At 35.1% G+C, this 19,507-nt stretch carries 16 protein-coding genes; 6 read left to right on the top strand and 10 right to left on the bottom strand.

What is annotated here, in order from left to right:
* Window positions 1-6 precede the first annotated feature (6 nt).
* The 4 genes from EYD45_RS08970 to EYD45_RS08955 all read right to left on the bottom strand — a co-directional run bounded on the left by EYD45_RS08970 (window position 7) and on the right by EYD45_RS08955 (window position 3,382).
* Entirely contained in the window at window positions 7-1,347 is a 1,341-nt protein-coding gene (locus tag EYD45_RS08970) for a 2TM domain-containing protein (protein WP_130964206.1), read from the bottom strand.
* A 26-nt stretch (window positions 1,348-1,373) separates the two neighbouring features.
* Window positions 1,374-1,997 (bottom strand): hypothetical protein, encoded by a 624-nt coding sequence (locus tag EYD45_RS08965; protein ID WP_130964205.1) that lies wholly within the window; start codon window positions 1,995-1,997, stop codon window positions 1,374-1,376.
* An 11-nt stretch (window positions 1,998-2,008) separates the two neighbouring features.
* Entirely contained in the window at window positions 2,009-2,434 is a 426-nt protein-coding gene (locus EYD45_RS08960) for a DUF2141 domain-containing protein (RefSeq protein ID WP_130964204.1), read from the bottom strand.
* A 222-nt stretch (window positions 2,435-2,656) separates the two neighbouring features.
* Window positions 2,657-3,382, bottom strand: coding sequence for an energy transducer TonB (locus tag EYD45_RS08955; protein WP_130964203.1), 726 nt, complete (start codon window positions 3,380-3,382; stop codon window positions 2,657-2,659).
* A 275-nt stretch (window positions 3,383-3,657) separates the two neighbouring features.
* On the opposite strand from EYD45_RS08955, the gene EYD45_RS08950 reads away from it, so the two are divergent.
* Window positions 3,658-4,434 (top strand): NYN domain-containing protein, encoded by a 777-nt coding sequence (locus EYD45_RS08950; protein ID WP_130964202.1) that lies wholly within the window; start codon window positions 3,658-3,660, stop codon window positions 4,432-4,434.
* A gap of 171 nt (window positions 4,435-4,605) precedes the next feature.
* Here EYD45_RS08950 and EYD45_RS08945 read toward each other — a convergent pair whose 3' ends face one another.
* On the bottom strand, window positions 4,606-6,759 hold the full coding sequence (locus EYD45_RS08945; protein ID WP_130964201.1) for a TonB-dependent receptor: 2,154 nt from the start codon (window positions 6,757-6,759) through the stop codon (window positions 4,606-4,608).
* A 545-nt stretch (window positions 6,760-7,304) separates the two neighbouring features.
* Here EYD45_RS08945 and EYD45_RS08940 point away from each other — a divergent pair.
* Window positions 7,305-7,799 (top strand): RNA polymerase sigma factor, encoded by a 495-nt coding sequence (locus EYD45_RS08940; RefSeq protein ID WP_130964200.1) that lies wholly within the window; start codon window positions 7,305-7,307, stop codon window positions 7,797-7,799.
* A 4-nt stretch (window positions 7,800-7,803) separates the two neighbouring features.
* Window positions 7,804-8,418, top strand: coding sequence for a hypothetical protein (locus EYD45_RS08935; protein ID WP_130964199.1), 615 nt, complete (start codon window positions 7,804-7,806; stop codon window positions 8,416-8,418).
* A 37-nt stretch (window positions 8,419-8,455) separates the two neighbouring features.
* Here EYD45_RS08935 and EYD45_RS08930 read toward each other — a convergent pair whose 3' ends face one another.
* The 4 genes from EYD45_RS08930 to EYD45_RS08915 all read right to left on the bottom strand — a co-directional run bounded on the left by EYD45_RS08930 (window position 8,456) and on the right by EYD45_RS08915 (window position 15,625).
* Window positions 8,456-9,031 carry a pseudouridine synthase gene (locus EYD45_RS08930; protein WP_130964198.1) on the bottom strand — a complete coding sequence of 192 codons (576 nt, stop codon included), beginning with the start codon at window positions 9,029-9,031 and terminating at the stop codon, window positions 8,456-8,458.
* On the bottom strand, window positions 9,021-11,324 hold the full coding sequence (locus EYD45_RS08925) for a type IA DNA topoisomerase (RefSeq protein WP_130964197.1): 2,304 nt from the start codon (window positions 11,322-11,324) through the stop codon (window positions 9,021-9,023). Before EYD45_RS08925 ends, EYD45_RS08930 begins: the two co-directional genes overlap by 11 nt.
* Window positions 11,325-11,537: 213 nt before the next feature.
* On the bottom strand, window positions 11,538-13,238 hold the full coding sequence (locus EYD45_RS08920) for a T9SS type A sorting domain-containing protein (protein WP_130964196.1): 1,701 nt from the start codon (window positions 13,236-13,238) through the stop codon (window positions 11,538-11,540).
* A gap of 182 nt (window positions 13,239-13,420) precedes the next feature.
* Window positions 13,421-15,625 (bottom strand): ATP-dependent DNA helicase RecQ, encoded by a 2,205-nt coding sequence (locus EYD45_RS08915; protein WP_130964195.1) that lies wholly within the window; start codon window positions 15,623-15,625, stop codon window positions 13,421-13,423.
* 252 nt (window positions 15,626-15,877) lie between these two features.
* Between EYD45_RS08915 and EYD45_RS08910 the strand changes: the two genes are divergently transcribed.
* The 3 genes from EYD45_RS08910 (at window position 15,878) to lptB (ending at window position 18,607) form a co-directional block, all read left to right on the top strand.
* Window positions 15,878-16,795, top strand: coding sequence for a KpsF/GutQ family sugar-phosphate isomerase (locus tag EYD45_RS08910; protein WP_207303302.1), 918 nt, complete (start codon window positions 15,878-15,880; stop codon window positions 16,793-16,795).
* The gene (gene tatC / locus EYD45_RS08905; protein ID WP_130964193.1) at window positions 16,795-17,622 is read left to right on the top strand and encodes a twin-arginine translocase subunit TatC; all 828 of its coding nucleotides are present in this window, start codon (window positions 16,795-16,797) and stop codon (window positions 17,620-17,622) included. Before EYD45_RS08910 ends, tatC begins: the two co-directional genes overlap by 1 nt.
* A 244-nt stretch (window positions 17,623-17,866) precedes the next feature.
* On the top strand, window positions 17,867-18,607 hold the full coding sequence (gene lptB, locus EYD45_RS08900; RefSeq protein ID WP_130964192.1) for an LPS export ABC transporter ATP-binding protein: 741 nt from the start codon (window positions 17,867-17,869) through the stop codon (window positions 18,605-18,607).
* Here the strand turns inward: lptB and EYD45_RS08895 are convergent.
* Window positions 18,604-19,503 carry a DUF808 domain-containing protein gene (locus EYD45_RS08895; protein ID WP_130964191.1) on the bottom strand — a complete coding sequence of 300 codons (900 nt, stop codon included), beginning with the start codon at window positions 19,501-19,503 and terminating at the stop codon, window positions 18,604-18,606. The genes lptB and EYD45_RS08895 overlap by 4 nt on opposite strands.
* Window positions 19,504-19,507 lie beyond the last annotated feature (4 nt).

Raw genomic sequence — 19,507 nt, 5'->3', positions numbered from 1 at the left:
GTAATATTAACTCCATTTGTTTTCTTCCTCTTCGCGCATAAATTGTTCTATTTTTCGGCGTTCCCAATTGCCTCCAAAGGTTTTATCGCTTACAAATACCTTAAAAGCTTGTATGGTTAAACCTATGCCCCAACCTATCATCGGGAACCAAAACCATTGGAAGCCCCAATATGTTCTGTAATTGATAAAGATTAGAAAGGGTATTACCAAGCAATACGATATTAAGCTGTAGTAAAAGTTTTTAAGTTCTTCTACGTGATTGCGGGCACGTAAATAACTGTCGTCTATTTGATTTGATGTTTGTGGTCTCATGACTGATATTTGTTTGGTAAGCATTGGTATTGCTACAGCAAAACTGTTTGCTTCTTTATTAATGTCTACTTTTTTCTTTGTGAGCAGTTTGTAACGTTGCATGATATTGGTTAAGCCAACGCCACTGCTCTTTTTTACTATTTGTTTGGGTTGCAAATTATTTTCTACAACGAGGTAACCTTCATCCTCATAGATTTTGATATGTAGCGGCTTACTTGAGGTAACCATATTATGCTTTACGGCATTTTCCAATAGCAACTGTAATGATAGTGGCACTACCTTACTTTCAGGGTTTTGCGACTGTTCTGGCATGGTAAATACAATGCTATCTTCAAACCGCATTTTGAGTAAGGACATGTAGGTTTTAGCGAACTGTAACTCTTCATCCACCGTTACCAACTCCTTATTTTTTTGCTCTAGCACATATCTGTACACTTTTGAAAGTGACGTGGTGAACTTTTGTGCTTGGTTTGGGTTTTCCTCTATTAGGCTTGTTAGAACATTTAAACTATTAAATAGAAAATGAGGGTCTAACTGATTTTTTAAGGCATCGAACTTTGCACTTGCCGTACCTGCAATAACCTTTTGTTCCTTTAATCTGTTTTGCTGGTACCTGTTATAAAAGTATATGATATGAAATACCGATACAATGGCAAGGGTTATCCAGAGGCCAAAATAGTAATACTCAAACCTATCTCTTTGCAAAAACTCTTCAATAGAATTGCCTCCAAACATAAAATAGGTAAGCAATCTTAATAAAAACAGGCCTATTAATGTAATTACGGTAGAACCAACAACCCCAACAACAATGCGCTTTAGCGTAGTATTCTTTTTCCATTTGAAGCTATTCATTCTATCAAAAAAGTACATGTTTGTGTACCCAAGTAGAAAAGCATATAGTTGATATAATCCAAAATCGATTAAAAAATCGTTTACATTCTCATAGGCAAATCCATTTGATAATATGTTACCGATAACATATACAATGCAACCTATAGCGAATGTGATGATGATTTGTCTAATCGATTTTTTCATAACTTAAGATGGTTCTAGGTTGTTTTTTACTTCTTGCAAGATTCCAATAATTGCTCAACACGGTCTTTTCCCCATTTTGGATGAAACTGCGTTTCTGGTTTAAATTTAGCAAAAAGTTCCAAGGCACGTTCTAAGTCTTTACAAAATGGTGCCGTATCTTGTCCAAAATATTGCGCACTACCAATATTCCATTCTGCTTTTGAAGCTACAACCCTTGGATTTTCTGGCGCAAGAACTTCTGCCTTGGCATATAATTCTACAACTTTAGGAGATAGCGTAATACCATAAGTAGCACCATCTGAAGCTATCCAAGCTGTGTGCAACAACGCTTGCATCACCATAATCTCAGGATTGTTTTTTGAAATAGCTGTGGCGTCATTCAATAAATCTTGTCCTTTTTTTAATTTAGCTGCAAGTTTATCTTTATCCTGCTCGCCAAAACTGGTTACTATATTTATTTGAGCCGCCCAATATGGAGGTAACCAATTGTCTGGTTCTGCTGATGCAATACGTTCAAACATATTAGCCGCTTCCTCAGGTTTGTTTTCTCCCCAAAGTTCAAATGCTTTCTGCATTCCTTTTTCGTAATTTGTTTGTGCTGTAGTAGCTACTGAAATTAAAAGTGCTACGATGATAAATAATTGTTTCATGGTTTTAAGTGTTATAATTTAATATGTTGTGTTACTGATTCGCTATTGATTGTGAATTTGGCATCTTCCCACTTTGGTGGGCCCATAAAGCCTTTGGCATTGTTTGAGCAGCCATAGTCTTCTTTTGGAATACCAAACATGCCCGTATCCATTTTGTTGTTGTCGTTTTCGTCGTGATATAAGGACACCGCATAAGTGCCGTTTGGTATGTTTTTAAAAACAACCTCGCAACTATTGTTTTCTATTGTTGAAAATGTTGATTTGAAACCTCTTCCTAAAAAACTGTCTTTTGTGTTGTAAAGTGATATGTAAACTTTTCCATCGTTGCTCTCCAAATCAGAGACTGTTACGGTTACATCATTGCCTGTAGCTTCTTGTGCCATGGCAAACGATGTACTTATGATGAAAGCGCAGATAATTTTGATGAGATGTTGCATAACTGTATTATTTTTTAATTACAGTTCAAATATCTTATCAAAGTGCTATTTTTTAAAATTGAATTGACCGAAATGTAAAAAACAACTACCGAATTGTAAACTTCACAAAAAACAGTTACAAATAGGCATAAAAAAAGTTAAGGACACTTAGCGATAAAGTATCCTTAACTATCCAAACATGATAACTGGGAATTAACCCTAAAAAGTTTGTTATGCGTTTGTTTATTGTTCTGCCATTTTAAAATTGATTGGTAAGCTAAATGGTACGCTTACAGGTTTGCCACGTTGTTTTCCAGGAATCATTTTTGGCAATAATTTTATTATACGCTGTGCTTCTTCTTCCAGCATCTTATCTGGTCCTCTGGTTCTAATTTTTGTGATGTTCCCATCTGGAGCTATCACAAATATTACAAACACACGTCCTGATATACCCATGTCTAATGCCATTTCGGGATATCTAAAGTTTTTCGTGACATGTGCATTCATTTTCATTTGAAAACAATTACGACGCTCCGATTTTTTAACGTTCTCACATCCGGGAAACAACGGCACATCTTCGATGAGTGCAAAAGGCACCTCAACTTCCTCTTCTAGTTCACCCACTTCAACATCTTCCACTCGCACAACCTCGGCAATTACATCATCTTGACTTACCTCTGTACTTTCGATAATTGTTTCCTCTATTTCCTCCGTATCTTCTATTACCTCAACAGTTTCAGAAATAGCCACAGGTGGTGGAGGTGGTGGAGGTGTATTCATACTAAGCAATGGAATCTCCTCTTCTATTTCATTGTCCATCACAATCATGTCTAATACTATCGCCTCATCTTCGTATGTTTTATATTCAATGGCTTGCCATGAAAAAAATAGCATAATATTAAGTCCGATAGCGAAATAAAGGCTGCTATTCCGGCCAACCTCTAATTCTGGGTTCTTTTTAGGTCTCATGTTTACCAGTTTTAAAGTTTGTATTCTCTCTAATAATAAAATTTTTGAATTTTATTATTTACCATCTTTTTGTCGCTGTAAAATTAAATATTACGCCCCTTATTATTTATGACTTTTATCATATTCTCAAAATATGATTAAAATTTTAACAATATGAAAATTATAAATAGGTATAAGTGAATATCTTCAAAATATTAGCCTTTAAACAAATATGACGTACGTTTGGTTCTCGAGCAACTATCCTGTAACTTGTAGGCTAATTTTAAACACCTATTATGAACATAAACCTTGCTGTTTTAATTGACGGAGATAACATACCCGCAGGTAACGTAAAAGAGATGATGGAGGAAATTGCAAAATACGGCAATCCTACTATAAAACGTATTTATGGCGACTGGACAAAACCGCATCTAAACAAATGGAAAAAAGTACTCCTTGAAAATGCCATTACACCTGTACAGCAATACAGCTACACCATTGGAAAAAACGCAACAGATTCTGCCATGATAATTGATGCTATGGATATTTTGTATTCCAATAAAGTTGAAGGGTTTTGCTTAGTATCCAGCGATAGCGATTTTACACGTTTGGCCACTAGGTTAAGAGAGGCTCGTATGCAAGTGATTGGTATTGGAGAAAAGAAAACACCCAATCCGTTTATCGTAGCCTGTGATAAGTTTATTTACATTGAAATCTTAAAGAGTAGAGACAACGAAAAAGACGATAGCGATGCAGATGACGGGAATAAAGCTTCTAAAAAGCCATCTGTGGACACTATTACCGCGAAAGAAATTAATTTAATAAAATCATCCATTGAAGATCTTTCCGATGAGGATGGATGGGCATTTCTTGGTGATGTTGGTAGCTTGATACAGAAAAAGCGACCTAATTTTGACTCTAGAAACTATGGCTTTCAAAAACTAACGCCATTAATAAAATCTACGGGAATGTTTGATATTGAAGAGCGCAACGCACCTAACAACGCCAGATACAAACATATTTACATTAAGAATAAGGAAAAAGCAAAGCGCGGAGGGAGACGGAAGAAATAAGCATCAATAATCAAATTAAAAATTAGCATAATTTTGATATTAGTACTAAAGCCAGCAAATAAGCCCGCGTTAAGGATAGAGGCATTGTTGAAGCTCCCCGACGCAGGAGGGAGCGACTGCCGAAAGCCTGACCCGACGCAGGAGGGGAACGCCCAAATTTAAAATCGTTGTTTACAAATTATCCAACTGATTACTAGTTTTATCCTCACTAATAGTCCAAAAGAAGCCCACGAAGAAAAACTGATCTAAGGCCGGACGTAAAGCACGACGGTTGAAATTACCATTCACATCTGGTGTATTTGCATATTGATAGCCGTTTACATTTCTAAAACCTAAAACATTGTTTACCGAGGCATACAGTATTTTTTGCGGACTTATTAAATAGGCCCAATTCACACTTAAACTATTAAAATCCTTAGTTTTTTCGTTCAAAAACCCTGGTTTATTGGGATTGGTGAAGGTTCTACCAGAGGCATAGGTATAACTGAAGCCTACTTGACTTTTCCAATCGTCTATCCAATAACGCATTACCGCAGAGAAATTATGGGTGTTTGCAAAATTAGGCTGCGCCTTTTCGGTAAAATTTCTGTAATCGCGTTTTGTATCTAAAAATGAATAACTCAACCAATAATCTACATTTTTGATACTCTTATTATCGCGCCAAAAGAAGTCTATCCCACGAGCAAAACCATAGCCATCGTTACTAAAATTGCTGTCAAAATTAGGAAACTGCGTATCAAACTTCGTTAGGTTATCATAATCTTTATAGTAGGCTTCAGCTCTAAATATTTTTCCCTCTCCATTGTATTGGTAGTTCAAAATATAGTGTTTGGCATTGGTTGGTTCAAAATCTTGATTAAATTTCAGCACATCGCTAGTGGGGTTTTGGTAAAAATCACCGTACGCTAACGATAGCTGGCTTCTGTTGGATATCTTATAGGCAACCGACAATCGTGGTGCGAGTGAGAAATCTTCAAAAAGCTCACTATATTCAGCTCTTAACCCAGTTTTAAAGGCTAAATTCTTAGATATAAAAATATCAGCTTCGGCAAATGCAGCGGCAATATTATTATTAAATCCATACTTCACGTTATCAATAATGTCATCACTGTATTGTTCTTCAAAATCAGTTTTAAAATACTCTGCTCCAAAATAAAGCTTGAATCTATTGCTGATGCGGTTTTTAAACTTCAATTTAGAGTGCACCGATTTTTCATTATCTCTTATATCCCTTTCTCCAAAGTTTATCTTGTTTTTAGCGTACGTATAACTAAATCCTGTTTGCATACTCCAAGTATCACTTAAAACCCCGCTATATGATCCGTTTAAATAAAAATTATTATTGTTCAGCTTGATATATTGCCCTTCAGGACGATTGATGTCTTCTTGTGTGAGCTCAAAACCACTAGCATCAAAAGCACCATACAATTTAAAAAGTCCAGAACTTGTTTTTCTTCTATAAACCGCCTCTCCTGAGGCCGTTTCAAATGGTTTTATGAAATTGTTCCTGTTTGGAAAGATAGCATTGTAGGGTGCCAGATTAATGTATGACGCATTTACACTAATAGAGCTCTTCTCCCATTTCTGGGTGTTACCCAGGGTTGCCCCAACACTCATGATACCTATATCGGTTTTTTCTTGATCTGGCTCATCAATTGTGTTTAGCAACAAAACACTAGATAATGCCTGCCCGTATTCAGCAGAATAACCGCCAGTTGAAAACGTTATACCATCAAATAAAAACGGACTATAACGCCCCCGTGTAGGCGCATTATTAGTTGTAGGTGTATATGGCGTAAACACACGAATACCATCAATAAATATTTGGGTTTCGTTAGCATCACCCCCACGAACAAATAAACGGCCGTCCTCAGCAACAGTTGTTGTACCAGGTAAGGTTTGTAATGCCCCTACAAAATCTCCCAATGCACTCGCCGTGGTTACCACATCCATGGGTTTCAACACGTTAACTTTACTATTATCCCCAGCAGAAAATGTACCAGCAGACAATACTACGGCATCCAATGTATTTACATCGTCTTTTAGTTTTATCATCACATCTTTCATATACGATATATCTCCGGCCATAGTGAATGTTTCATAAGACAAGAATGACACTATTAAAGTTTGGGTGCCTGTTTCTGAAGTTGTAAAAGAGAACTTTCCATTATCATCGGTAGTACTTCCATCATAAGTGCCATCCAAATAAACATTGGCACCAGCAATTGGTTCTTTTTTTGTGCTTGTTACTACACCACTTATTGTGGTTTGTGCATGTATTTGAATAACTAAAAGTGCGATAAAAATGGTAAGTGAAATTTTCATGATAGTCATCTATTCGTTTTTTGATGACACAAAATTGCAACAGAACTACAGCAAAAAAAATTCACAATTACCGAACTGTAATTTTTTCAAGATGAACTGTATTTTCAAAATAGTGACTTTAAAAAGTATGACAGAAATACATTCATTTTTTAAATTTAAAAACTCCAAATAGGGAAAGAGTAGAGTCAATTTTTTTCAATTAAAAACCGAAGAAAATTATTGGCAATCAAACCAAACGTATTCTAAAATCTTAACAATTATTTTTTTCCTATATTAGCATAAGTCCTTCCTAAAAAAATCACTAAAAACATTAAAATGTTACTCATAGATTTTATCTATACTAATACTTTATTTAATTAATAACCAAATTATTACACATACTTATATAAACTTTTAATTTACTTCAAAATTTTTATCATTACAATTGTATTAATTCCTGTAAAAACGCCTATTTTATATCAAATGAAATTCAAAATAAATTTAAAAAATAGTGTAACGAATCAAAATTAAAAGCTACTTATACTATAACTAAACCATCAAAATATTTGAATACAGAACTGGAACATAGCTTTGTTGAATTGTTAGAAAAACACCAAAACATCATACATAAAGTATGCAGGTTGTACACTAATAATTACGATGCGCATAATGATTTATTTCAGGAAATAACCATACAACTCTGGAAGGCTTATCCGAAGTTTCGCGGAGATGCAAAGTTTAGCACTTGGATGTACAGGGTAGGATTAAATACCGCAATTACCCTTTACCGAAAATCTAAACGTCGCGTTAATACCCAAGATTTTGAAGGTGTAGCTTTTAAGATGAAGGCGGACGAATATGATGACACAGAAGAAGAACAATTAAAGTTAATGTATAAGGCTATACATCAACTTAATGATATTGAAAAAGCACTTGTTTTTCTCTATTTGGAGGACAAAGATTATAGAGAAATAAGTGAAACACTTGGTATTAGCGAAGTAAATGCGCGAGTGAAAATGAATAGAACTAAAACTAAACTAAGAAACATACTAAATCAGTAAACCTATGGATAGACTAGATTTACTAAAGAAAGACTGGGACAATAGCGACAGCAAATACCCAAAACTTTCATACGACGAGATTTATAAGATGATACTCAAAAAGTCATCTTCTATTGTGAAATGGATATTTATTATAAGCCTTATTGAATTAAGCCTTGGACTAATCTTGGCAATTTTAAATCCATCCTTTGAGCACAAAATCGAATATCCAAAATGGCTAGACACATTTTCATACCTTATGTTTCCCGTCATTTTCTATTTTATTTACCTTTTCCATAAGAATTACAAGAAAATTAGCGCTACCGATAATGCAAAAGTATTAATGCAAAACATCTTAAGAACAAGAAAAACAGTACGCTATTACATTTTATTTAATCTCATATTTGGTGGCATTTTCTTCGCTGTAGCCAGTTTTATTGCTTACACTCAACTAGAAGGTGGAATTGCTGCATTTAATGAAGCAACAAGCACAACCAAGTACGTTGTAGTTATTATTGTAATTCTATTTGTTACCATATTATTTTTGGGTATCATTTATGGTATATACTATTTGCTCTATGGTATTCTCCTTAAACGCTTAAAACGAAACTACGCTGAACTGAAAAAACTAGAAGACTAACTTTTTGGACGCTTGCCTGTTATAAGAAAAACGGAACTTAAACAGTAAAATTTCCAACCTCAATAACATCACCAACCTTCATGGTGTTTAAATGAATTGATCCTACCCTAACCCGAACCAATCTTAGCGTTGGAAACCCAACAGCAGAAGTCATTTTTCGCACTTGCCTAAACTTACCTTCATTTAAGGTTATGGATATCCACGAGGTTGGTCCATGGCGGGCATCTCTTATCTTTTTAGAACGCTCAGGCAAATTGGGGTTGCTTTCAAGCCTAAACGCTCTACAAGGTCTTGTTTTATATTTCTTTCCATCAAAACCTATTTCCACCCCATTTTTTAACCCCACAATAGCTTCTTCTGAAATATCACCATCCACAAGAGCACAATATTCTTTATCCACTTTTTGGCTGTTAATAAAATCGCTCATTTTACCATCTGTAGTGAGCAATAATAAGCCTTCGGACTTTTCATCAAGCCTCCCGATAGGCATTATACCTTCTGGAAAATCATATAATTCTCCTAAAAATCGTTTGGATTGTTGCTTTGAATCGTTGCTCGTAAACTGACTCAAATATCCGTATGGTTTATAGATTATAAAGTGTTTATGTTTCACTTAAAACAGAAGAATTCAATATTTCGGCAATTAACGCTCTTGTCGGCTTTTGTCCATTTATTTTTTGCCTAACAACATCAAAAGACACTTTAAAATCACAACCCTCTTTGTAGTCACTGCATCCATAAGCTGTTTTACCTTTTAGCACCGTTCCTTTTTGGCATTTGGGACATAACAAGGTGTCTTGTTTTGGTGTTTCACCATTTTGCTTAGGCTCTAATTTAAGCTTGAAATTATCATCAAAACGCACTAACCCTTCAGCAGTTCCAGAATTTGTCTTAAACCCTTTCAAATTGACTGTAGACCCTTTTTGAAGCAACCTAACAAACTGTTTTTCTGAAATTTTCTTTCCTTCAAACTTAAAAGGCATTACAAAATTGCATCCTGCTTTATAGGCACTACACCCATAAGCCGAATTACCTTTTACAATGTTTCCTTTTTTACACTTTGGACATTGCTCTATAGTAATTCCTGCTTGCACCTTAGCCCTAGCCTTGGCAACCCTTTTCTTTTGGTTCGCCTCATAAGAAATGTTGGCGCGTTTTGTTTCGCTCCTAACTTCATAAACTAGGGCATCTACCATACGTTTCATGTTCTTTATAAATGCACCAGCACTATACTTCCCTCTTTCAATATCTTTTAACTGCTTTTCCCACTTCCCAGTAAGCTCAGCAGATTTTAATAAGTCGTTTTGAATCGTTTCAATAAGCTGTATTCCCGTTTCTGTTGGCAGCACCTGCTTTTTATTACGCTTTATGTATTTGCGCTTAAATAAGGTTTCAATAATATTGGCGCGTGTTGATGGTCTTCCAATACCGTTTTCCTTCATTAAATCCCGTAACTCATCATCATCCACCTGTTTTCCAGCGGTTTCCATTGCCCTTAACAATGAGGCCTCTGTAAATTGATTTGGCGGCTTGGTTTCTTTTTCTAAGAAAGAGGGTTCGTGAGGCCCTTTTTCACCTTTAACAAACGTTGGCAAAACACCTGGTTCTTTTACTTTCTTATCAGGACTTTCAAAAACTACGCGCCAACCCTTATCCAAAATTTCCTTTCCAGTAGTTTTAAAGGACACATCAGCAGCTGTTCCAATTACAGTGGTATTTGCCACACTACAATCATCATAAAACACTGCAATAAATCGTTTTACAATAATATCATACACCTGTTGCTGGTTGTATTGCAACGTGGTTTGCATGCCCGTAGGTATGATGGCGTGATGGTCAGTAACCTTTTTATCGTTAAAAACCCGAGAGGATTTCTTGATTTTTTTTCCAAGAATCGGTTGTGTCAACCGTGAAAAGTCTGTTAGCTTCTTTAGTATGGTTGGCACTTTAGGGTAAATATCACTGGGTAGAAATGTGGTATCTACTCTCGGATAGGTTACCACTTTTCTTTCGTAAAGCCCTTGCACAATTTTAAGCGTATCATCTGCCGAAAACCCAAATTTTGTATTGCAATACACCTGCAATCCTGTTAAATCAAACAGTTTTGGTGCATATTCCTTCCCTTTCTTTTTAGTTACTGAGGTAATTTCAAACTCACTTTCTTTTACTTTATTAGCTAAGGGTTCACCTTCTTCTTTTTTAAAGAAACGTCCTTCTTCATAGCTAAACAGCGTGTCCCTGTAAAGTGTTTGCAATTCCCAATAGGGTTGTGGTTTAAAGTTTTCAATCTCCTTAAATCGGTTGACTACCATTGCCAAAGTTGGGGTTTGCACACGCCCAACAGAAAGTACCTGTTTGTAACCACCGTGCTTAACGGTAAATAATCTGGTAGCATTTATCCCAAGCAACCAGTCGCCAATTGCCCTAGAAAAACCAGCGTAATACAAATTATCATAATCTGAAGCTGGTTTAAGGTTTTCAAAACCCTCTTTAATGGCCTCTGAAGTTAAGGAAGATATCCATAAACGTTTCACTTCACCTTTGTAATGGGCTTCGTTCATCACCCAACGTTGAATGAGTTCTCCCTCCTGCCCTGCATCACCGCAGTTTATAATGACTTCAGCTTTTTCAAATAGCCCTTTTATAATGTTGAATTGTTTTTGAATCCCTGAATTTGAAGACACTTTTACCTCAAACTTTTCAGGTAGCATGGGCAAATTGTTTAAATCCCAGCTTTTCCAATAGGATTTATAGTCCACAGGCTCTTTAAGCGTGCATAAATGTCCAAAGGTGTAAGTAACCACATAGCCATTGCCTTCAAAATAGCCATCACGCTTGCTATTTGCGCCCAATACGGCAGCAATTTCCCTAGCAACACTTGGTTTTTCGGCGATACAGACTTTCAAGATAGATTTCTATGTATTACAAAATTTGGCATCGCAAAATAACCATTTACCTATGTTTTTAAAAAGGGAGTTATTAGGAGTTATCAACGAGTTTTTAGTTCGCTTCAGATTCTTGATTTTGTCAGAAAAAAAGATAAATTCGTTTATCGAACGCTGTAGTTTATTAAAACGTGACCGTATCTAGTTATTAGATGTAATTTGCGCAAAACTTGATTACTTTCTAATAAACCTCGTGAAAAACTCTTTTTGAGAAGCTAATATTTTAATGAAATATTGACCAGATTTCAAATTTGAGACATCAATTTTAATATGCTCGTTCTTTGTTGTTACTTTTTTCACTTCCTGTCCCAAAAGATTAAATATAATAATCGATTCAACATCAATTTGTTTTTTAATCTTCAGATTTAAATAATCATTAGTTGGGTTAGGGTATTGATTAAAATAATCAGAAAATTCAAAACTAGGAATATCTAATAAACAACATTGGAATGTGTGATCTAAATTAAAAATATTATCATTAAGTGTTATATCAGTCAAATTAGAACTTATAGTTCCAGTAAAATTTAAAACATCTCCATTATCAATTGGTGGAACATTAAAATCTACTATAACATCAATTGATCTTGTTTCAATAGGCTTAAGATCTGTGAATTGCCAAATTAACTCATTAGTATTTTGTTCTGATATCATTGGATTAGCTGAAATAAAATCGATTACACTGTCATCAAAACTAAAACTTACCAGTCCAGACTGTGTCATAGTCCCTTGGTTACTATAATTAATCCTATAAGTAGCTGTATAGTCAAAATCAGAATCAATCGTTTCAATAGAAATTTTTAAATCAGGATATGAACCAGTCGGAGTAATACAAAAATCTTGAACATAAGGACTACTTATATCTGGAAATGAAACCGAAGTAGTTGTTGGGAAAATATTAAAATAAGTCGTATTTGGTACTATTGGAGTTATGGAATAATTTCCAGCCTGGACATTGAAATGATAATCTCCATTGGAATTTGAATACAAATCTCCTGAATTAGTGCCATCAAAAACTGTCAAAATCAAATCCTTATAATCTATGTCAATTGAAGAGCAACCATCATTATTTTCATCATATTTCACATTTCCAGATAAAGTATAAACAGTTTCACCTTGATTAAATGAACACAATGAGTTAGCAAAGCAGTTAGTATAGCCATATTGTGCAATTTGATCTTCAACCTCAATAAGTTGAGCTCCATCAACACATACATATTCCAAATTACTATTGTTAGAAAAATCAATGAATTCAACAGAATCATTTTTAATATTCAATGTTGTTAGATTATTAGATGAACATTGGATTTGTAATAAATTTGGTAAATCATTAGCATCTAAACTAGTTAATAAATTATTTTCACAATAAAGGTGTACAAGTTCAAAGTTATCACTTAGTATTAATGAAGATAATTGATTATTATCACAATTAATAATCGTAATATTTGTCAATCCAGAAAAGTCTAGTGAACCCAATTGATTGTTGTAACACTGTATTGATTCTAGGTTTACTAAATCAGAAACATTAAGGCTAATCAAAGAATTGTCATTAATTTTTAAAAATTTCAAATTAACCAAAGATGACAAATCCACTTCTACTAAACTATTATTATGAACATATAAGTAATCTACATTGGTAAAATACTCAATTCCTGTTAAGTCAGAAATACTAGCATAACCCAACTGTAAAGAGTAAGTCCAATTCAATGCTTCAGAAACTTCAATTTCATTATTATTGTTTGCATCAAGAAAAGCGAATCCACCAAAATTTTGTTCTAGTAATTTAGATTTTAAATTAGCATCAGGAAAATTTATCACTTGTGAATAAGAATATGTACAGAAAAGAAAGCACAAAAGATTGAATAAAAATTTCTTCATGATAGTAGTTTGGAATATCTAATAAAAATAAGGAAAAAACTATACCAAAAAACATACTTGCGTTAGGGATTGAATACTTCAACTCTACTCATCAAAGGCTGTATGTTTGAAACCCCGAAATTGTAGGGATTGATTAGTAAAAGCCCAATACTACAGGGGAACGTCCAAATAGCATAACCTAATTAATTAGCTACCTCGCTTATAAACTTAATTCTATATAAGCGCAATTCCTCATCGTCGTAATCGCCATCAAATTCTTCCATGGCGTCTTCAATATTATCAGTTTCAGATTCCATAAAATACTCGTGGATCTCTTCTTGCTGGTCTTCATCCAGAATTTCATCAATCCAGTAGTTGATGTTTAATTTTGTACCAGAATAGACAATGGCTTCCATTTCCTTAATAAAATCTGGCATTTCCATTCCTTTTGATGAGGCTATATCGTCTAGAGGAAGTTTTCTGTCCACATTTTGGATAATGTACAATTTGTTGGCAGAATTACTACCAGTGGATTTCACTACTAAATCGTCTGGTCTGGTAATATCATTTTCTTCAACATAATTAGCGATAAGCGCAACAAAATCCTTTCCATATTTTTTGGCTTTACCATCACCCACACCATGAACGTTACTCAATTCTGAAAGGTTTATAGGATATTTTAACGCCATGTCTTCCAATGAGGGATCCTGAAAAATCACAAAGGGAGGAACACCCATTTTTTTGGCGTTCTTTTTTCTTAAATCCTTCAACATTCCCATGAGTTTATCATCTGCAACACCGCCACCGCCTTTTGCGGCTGTTATGATACTCGAATCCTCTGTGTTTTCATCAAAAACATGATCTTCCGTCATCATAAAAGATGTTGGTTTTTTGATAAACGCTTCGCCTTCCTTACTTAATTTTATCACACCGTAGCTCTCAATATCCTTCTTTAAATATCCCGCAACGAGCAATTGCCTTAACAAAGCCATCCAGTATTTAGAATCTTCGTGTTTACCATTTCCAAAAAAAGGCTGTTCATTGGTTTTATGGGAATTTATAAGTGCATTTTCCTTACCAACAATAACATTAACAAGATCCTTGGATTTATATTTGGCATTAGTACCGCTTACGATATCCAATAGAATTTTAGCATTGTCCTTGGCTTCGGTCTGTTTTTTAGGATTACGAACGTTATCATCCATATCTCCACCTTCGCCTGTTTTGTTGTCAAATTCTTCCCCAAAATAATGAAGAATGAATTTACGCCTTGAAATTGAGGTTTCCGCAAAAGCCACTACTTCTTGCAAAAGGGCATGACCAATTTCTTGTTCTGCCACAGGTTTTCCAGACATGAATTTCTCTAACTTTTCAATGTCCTTATAAGCATAATAGGCCAAACAATGGCCTTCTCCTCCATCCCTACCAGCACGCCCAGTTTCTTGGTAATAACTTTCAATACTTTTAGGGATATCATGATGAATTACAAAACGTACATCGGGTTTATCAATGCCCATCCCAAAGGCAATTGTAGCCACAACTACATCTACATCTTCCATAAGAAACATATCCTGATGGCTGGAACGCGTTTTAGCATCCAATCCTGCATGGTAAGGCACTGCCTTTATACCGTTTACCTGCAATACCTGCGCTAGTTCTTCAACACGCTTTCTGCTTAAGCAATACACGATACCAGATTTGCCTTCATTCTGTTTGATGAATCGAATAATATCTACATCAACATTTTTAGTTTTAGGCCGTACCTCATAAAATAAATTTGGTCTATTAAAAGATGCCTTAAATGTTGTAGCCCCAGAAATACCAAGATTTTTAATGATATCTTCCTGCACTTTGGGCGTTGCTGTAGCCGTTAAACCAATAATCGGGATATTGTCTCCAATTCTCCCAATGATATGTCTAAGGTTGCGATATTCGGGTCTGAAATCATGACCCCATTCACTAATACAGTGTGCTTCGTCAATAGCCATAAACGAGATTTTTACCGAACGTAAAAAATCTACATTTTCTTCTTTGGTTAATGATTCTGGTGCAACATAAAGCAGTTTCGTAACACCATTTGTAATATCTTCCTTTACACGCTTTACCTCCGTTTTATTGAGAGAGGAGTTTAACACATGCGCAATTCCGTCTTCATTAGAAACACCTCTAATAGCATCAACTTGATTTTTCATCAAAGCAATAAGCGGAGAAACTACTATGGCTGTACCTTCTTGCATTAATGCTGGTAATTGGTAGCACAACGACTTACCTCCTCCAGTTGGCATTATTACAAATGTGTGGTTGCCTTCTAAAATACTTTTTATGACGTCTTCTTGAAGTCCTTTAAATTTATTGAATCCGAAATACCTCTTTAATGCATCGTGCAAATTGGCTTTTGCAATGGACATAAAACTTTTAAAATTTGTTAACTAATTAATTATCATACGTTGTTGCTGCAGGCTATTAATTTAGCAATCGATATGGAGAGCCCTCATTCTTTTTTTCGTTAGTTTTGTAAACGAAATTTGAATTTACAATAAAATTTTAAATTGGCTATTGTTAAAGATAACAAAATCTTTAATTGAGTCCAATTACTATAAAACTTATATATTTTGACTAGCAAAGCAGAAATTATTGATGTGGCAAGAAAAACCATGGAAATGGAGGCTAAGGCCATTTTAAATTTGTCCACTTTAGTTGATGACGATTTTGCAAATGCTGTAGAACTTATTTTTAATTCTAAAGGGCGCGTTGTAATTACAGGTATTGGTAAAAGCGCCATAATTGCTAGTAAAATTGTGGCCACACTTAACTCAACGGGCACACCAGCAATTTTTATGCACGCCGCTGACGCCATTCATGGAGATTTAGGATTAATTTTGAAAGATGATGTAGTGATATGTATTTCTAAAAGTGGCAATACTCCCGAAATTAAAGTTTTGGTACCACTTATAAAAAGTGCGAACAATAAAATGATAGCCATTACTGGCAATAAAGCGTCTTTTTTAGGAATTCAAGCAGATTATGTTTTAAATGCTTTTGTTGAAAAAGAGGCCTGCCCAAATAATTTGGCGCCAACAACCAGTACAACTGCCCAATTGGTAATTGGAGATGCCTTAGCGGTTTGCCTGTTGGAAAAACGTGGATTTTCTAGCAACGACTTCGCAAAATACCATCCAGGTGGTTCTTTGGGCAAGAAACTGTATTTAAGAGTAAATGATATTTCATCTGTAAACCAAAAACCAAGAGTAAATACTGGCGCTAGTATTAAAGATGTTATTGTTGAAATATCTGAAAAATTACTTGGTGTTACTGCAGTTGTTGAAAATGATAAAATAGTAGGTGTAATTACGGATGGCGATTTACGTAGAATGTTAAGCAAAACAGATGACTTTACAACTTTAACCGCAAAAGATATCATGAGTGAGAACCCAAAACGTATTTCACCTGATGCTATGGCTATTGATGCAAAGGAAATTATGGAAGACTTCGGCATTACGCAATTATTGGTGGAAAACAATGGAAAATATGATGGTGTAATTCATTTACACGATCTCGTAAAAGAAGGCATAATATAATGGCAAAGAAAGATGTAAACGAGATGTCTTTTTTAGACCATCTTGAAGAACTGCGATGGCATTTAATACGTATTGTTTTAGCTATTGTTATTGTGGGATCAATAGCTTTTATATCAAGCAGGTTTATTTTTGAGGAGATTATCTTTGCTCCTTTAGAAATGACGTTTCCCACGTACGACTTTTTATGTAAATGTGCCAATTTTATTAACGTAGAAACCACTTTCTGTGGAGAAAAAATACCCTTAATATTACAAAACAGGACCATGGCAGGACAATTCTCTGCCGATATCTGGACAGCCATCCTAGGTGGCTTCATAATTTCATTTCCCTATGTTATTTTCGAATTGTGGCGCTTTATCAGTCCAGCTATGCATGCCAACGAACGCAAACACTCTAGAGGTTTTATCATTATATCCTCTTTCTTATTTTTCTTAGGTGTTTTATTTGGGTATTACATTATTTGTCCGCTATCCATCAACTTTTTGGCTAATTATAGCATTTCTACTAAAGTAGATAACCAAATTGATATTAGCTCCTACATAGGTTTAGTAAGAGCCTCAGTATTGGCATCAGGTTTGGTATTCGAGCTTCCTATTATCATCTATTTTTTAACCAAAGTAGGTTTGGTAACACCAGAGTTTCTTAAAAAATACAGAAAGTATGCTCTAGTTATCGTATTGATACTTTCAGCAATTATCACACCGCCAGATATTGCAAGTCAGGTAATAGTAGCAATTCCTATTCTAATACTTTATCAAATAAGCATCTACATTTCTAAAGTAGTCGTTAAAAATCAGCTTAAAAAAGAAAAAAAGGGTATGATATAATTTAGGGCGCTACCCCGCTATCGCGGTGTCGGGCTTTACGCTAATAGTTTTGGCTTCCCGCTGCAGCGGGACCAAAAGCTGCCGCTGCAATCCCTAGCGCACCTATCCGCTAGTAAAAAGCATTACCAAACTATAGTAGCTATTTGCAAAGGTTTATTACCAAAAAAACAACAAAAATCGTTAACGAAACGTTATACCTGCAGTTCAATTTCCACAATTAATTAAAATTCCCGTAATTGCACCCATGATTCTACGAGCCGAAAATTTGATGAAGTCCTACAGCGGACGAAAAGTGGTAAAAGACGTTTCTCTTGAAGTAAATCAAGGCGAAATTGTTGGTCTTCTTGGACCAAACGGAGCGGGAAAAACCACATCGTTTTATATGATCGTAGGATTGATAAAACCTAATGGCGGCCATATCTACCTAGATAATACGGAAATCACGAAATACCCAATGTACAAGCGTGCACAAAATGGTATTGGATATTTGGCCCAGGAAGCTTCGGTATTTAGAAAACTTAGTATAGAAGATAACATTTTAAGCGTGCTGCAGCTTACCAAGTTGAGCAAAAAAGAACAGCGCATGAAAATGGAATCTTTAATTGAAGAATTTGGTCTTGGCCATATCCGCAAAAACAGAGGTGATTTACTGTCAGGTGGAGAACGTCGCCGTACAGAAATTGCACGTGCATTGGCTACGGACCCTAATTTTATTCTTCTAGATGAACCTTTTGCAGGTGTAGACCCTGTGGCCGTAGAAGATATTCAGCGCATTGTAGCACAACTCACGAAAAAGAATATTGGCATCTTAATTACCGACCATAACGTACAGGAAACTTTAGCAATTACCGATAGAACCTATTTAATGTTTGAAGGTGGTATTTTAAAACATGGTATTCCTGAAGATTTAGCCAACGATGAAATGGTGCGAAAAGTTTATTTAGGACAGAATTTCGAGTTGCGCAAAAAGAAGATTCGGGATTAATCCTTCTTTTCCCCTTTTATTTTTTTTAATAAAAATTTAAAGCCCTTAATTACGATTAGGGCAACAAAGCCTACAATTAACCCAACTGCAAATTCTTTTAATATGGAAGGTAGTTTTATGTCTTCAATCAAATGGTGTATATAATCTAAATTATGAATAAAAATACCACCAGCAACAAGAATTAAAGCAATAGTACCAATTACAGCTAAACTTTTAATAACAATAGGTAACGCCCTAATCAAAAAATTACCAATATAAGTGGATATACTTTTTTCATTTTTGCCAAACTTCACCAATCTATAGCCAAAATCATCCATTCTTACAATAAGCGCCACAATACCGTAAACACCAACGGTTGCAATAACACACACAATTGAAACGACAAGAATTTGGAACAGTATCGGCTTTTCTAAAACCGTTCCCAGCGCAATAATTACAATCTCAACAGATAAAATAAAATCTGTAAAAATAGCCGACTTTATCTTCTTCTTTTCAGCTTGTACGCGTTCCTCATCTGATAGTTCTGCTTTTAGATCTATAGTATTCTCTTCCTCATGGTCGTGTGGTACAAAAAACTCAAATATTTTCTCTGCGCCTTCAAAAGCCAAATAAATGGCCCCTAAAATTAAGGACAACGTTATTGCCCATGGAGCAAAAGCACTGAGTAAGAAGGCTATCGGTAATATCATGAGTTTGTTAAGTGCAGAACCCTTGGTGATGGCCCATAAAACTGGCAATTCCCTAGAAGACACAAAACCTGTGGCCTTTTCTGCATTTACAGCTAAATCATCTCCTAAAATACCTGCTGTTTTTTTTGTGGAAATTTTACTCATTACCACAACATCGTCCATTAAAGCTGCGATATCATCTAACAATGCGAAAAAACCTGATGCCATATTC

Origin of the sequence: Hyunsoonleella flava (assembly GCF_004310325.1) — a bacterium.
Classification (GTDB): Bacteria; Bacteroidota; Bacteroidia; order Flavobacteriales; family Flavobacteriaceae; genus Jejuia; species Jejuia flava.
This window is presented reverse-complemented; position numbering and strand designations above follow the sequence as displayed.

Excerpts from the sequence above, each read along its gene's own strand:
- EYD45_RS08955 (WP_130964203.1), bottom strand. The coding sequence starts at position 3,382 with ATGAGACCTAAAAAGAACCCAGAATTAGAGGTTGGCCGGAATAGCAGC.
- EYD45_RS08950 (WP_130964202.1), top strand. The coding sequence starts at position 3,658 with ATGAACATAAACCTTGCTGTTTTAATTGACGGAGATAACATACCCGCA.
- lptB (WP_130964192.1), top strand. The coding sequence starts at position 17,867 with ATGATTCTACGAGCCGAAAATTTGATGAAGTCCTACAGCGGACGAAAA.
- EYD45_RS08970 (WP_130964206.1), bottom strand. The coding sequence starts at position 1,347 with ATGAAAAAATCGATTAGACAAATCATCATCACATTCGCTATAGGTTGC.
- EYD45_RS08965 (WP_130964205.1), bottom strand. The coding sequence starts at position 1,997 with ATGAAACAATTATTTATCATCGTAGCACTTTTAATTTCAGTAGCTACT.
- EYD45_RS08945 (WP_130964201.1), bottom strand. The coding sequence starts at position 6,759 with ATGAAAATTTCACTTACCATTTTTATCGCACTTTTAGTTATTCAAATA.
- EYD45_RS08960 (WP_130964204.1), bottom strand. The coding sequence starts at position 2,434 with ATGCAACATCTCATCAAAATTATCTGCGCTTTCATCATAAGTACATCG.
- EYD45_RS08920 (WP_130964196.1), bottom strand. The coding sequence starts at position 13,238 with ATGAAGAAATTTTTATTCAATCTTTTGTGCTTTCTTTTCTGTACATAT.
- EYD45_RS08935 (WP_130964199.1), top strand. The coding sequence starts at position 7,804 with ATGGATAGACTAGATTTACTAAAGAAAGACTGGGACAATAGCGACAGC.
- EYD45_RS08910 (WP_207303302.1), top strand. The coding sequence starts at position 15,878 with ATGGAGGCTAAGGCCATTTTAAATTTGTCCACTTTAGTTGATGACGAT.
- EYD45_RS08895 (WP_130964191.1), bottom strand. The coding sequence starts at position 19,503 with ATGGCATCAGGTTTTTTCGCATTGTTAGATGATATCGCAGCTTTAATG.
- EYD45_RS08915 (WP_130964195.1), bottom strand. The coding sequence starts at position 15,625 with ATGTCCATTGCAAAAGCCAATTTGCACGATGCATTAAAGAGGTATTTC.
- tatC (WP_130964193.1), top strand. The coding sequence starts at position 16,795 with ATGGCAAAGAAAGATGTAAACGAGATGTCTTTTTTAGACCATCTTGAA.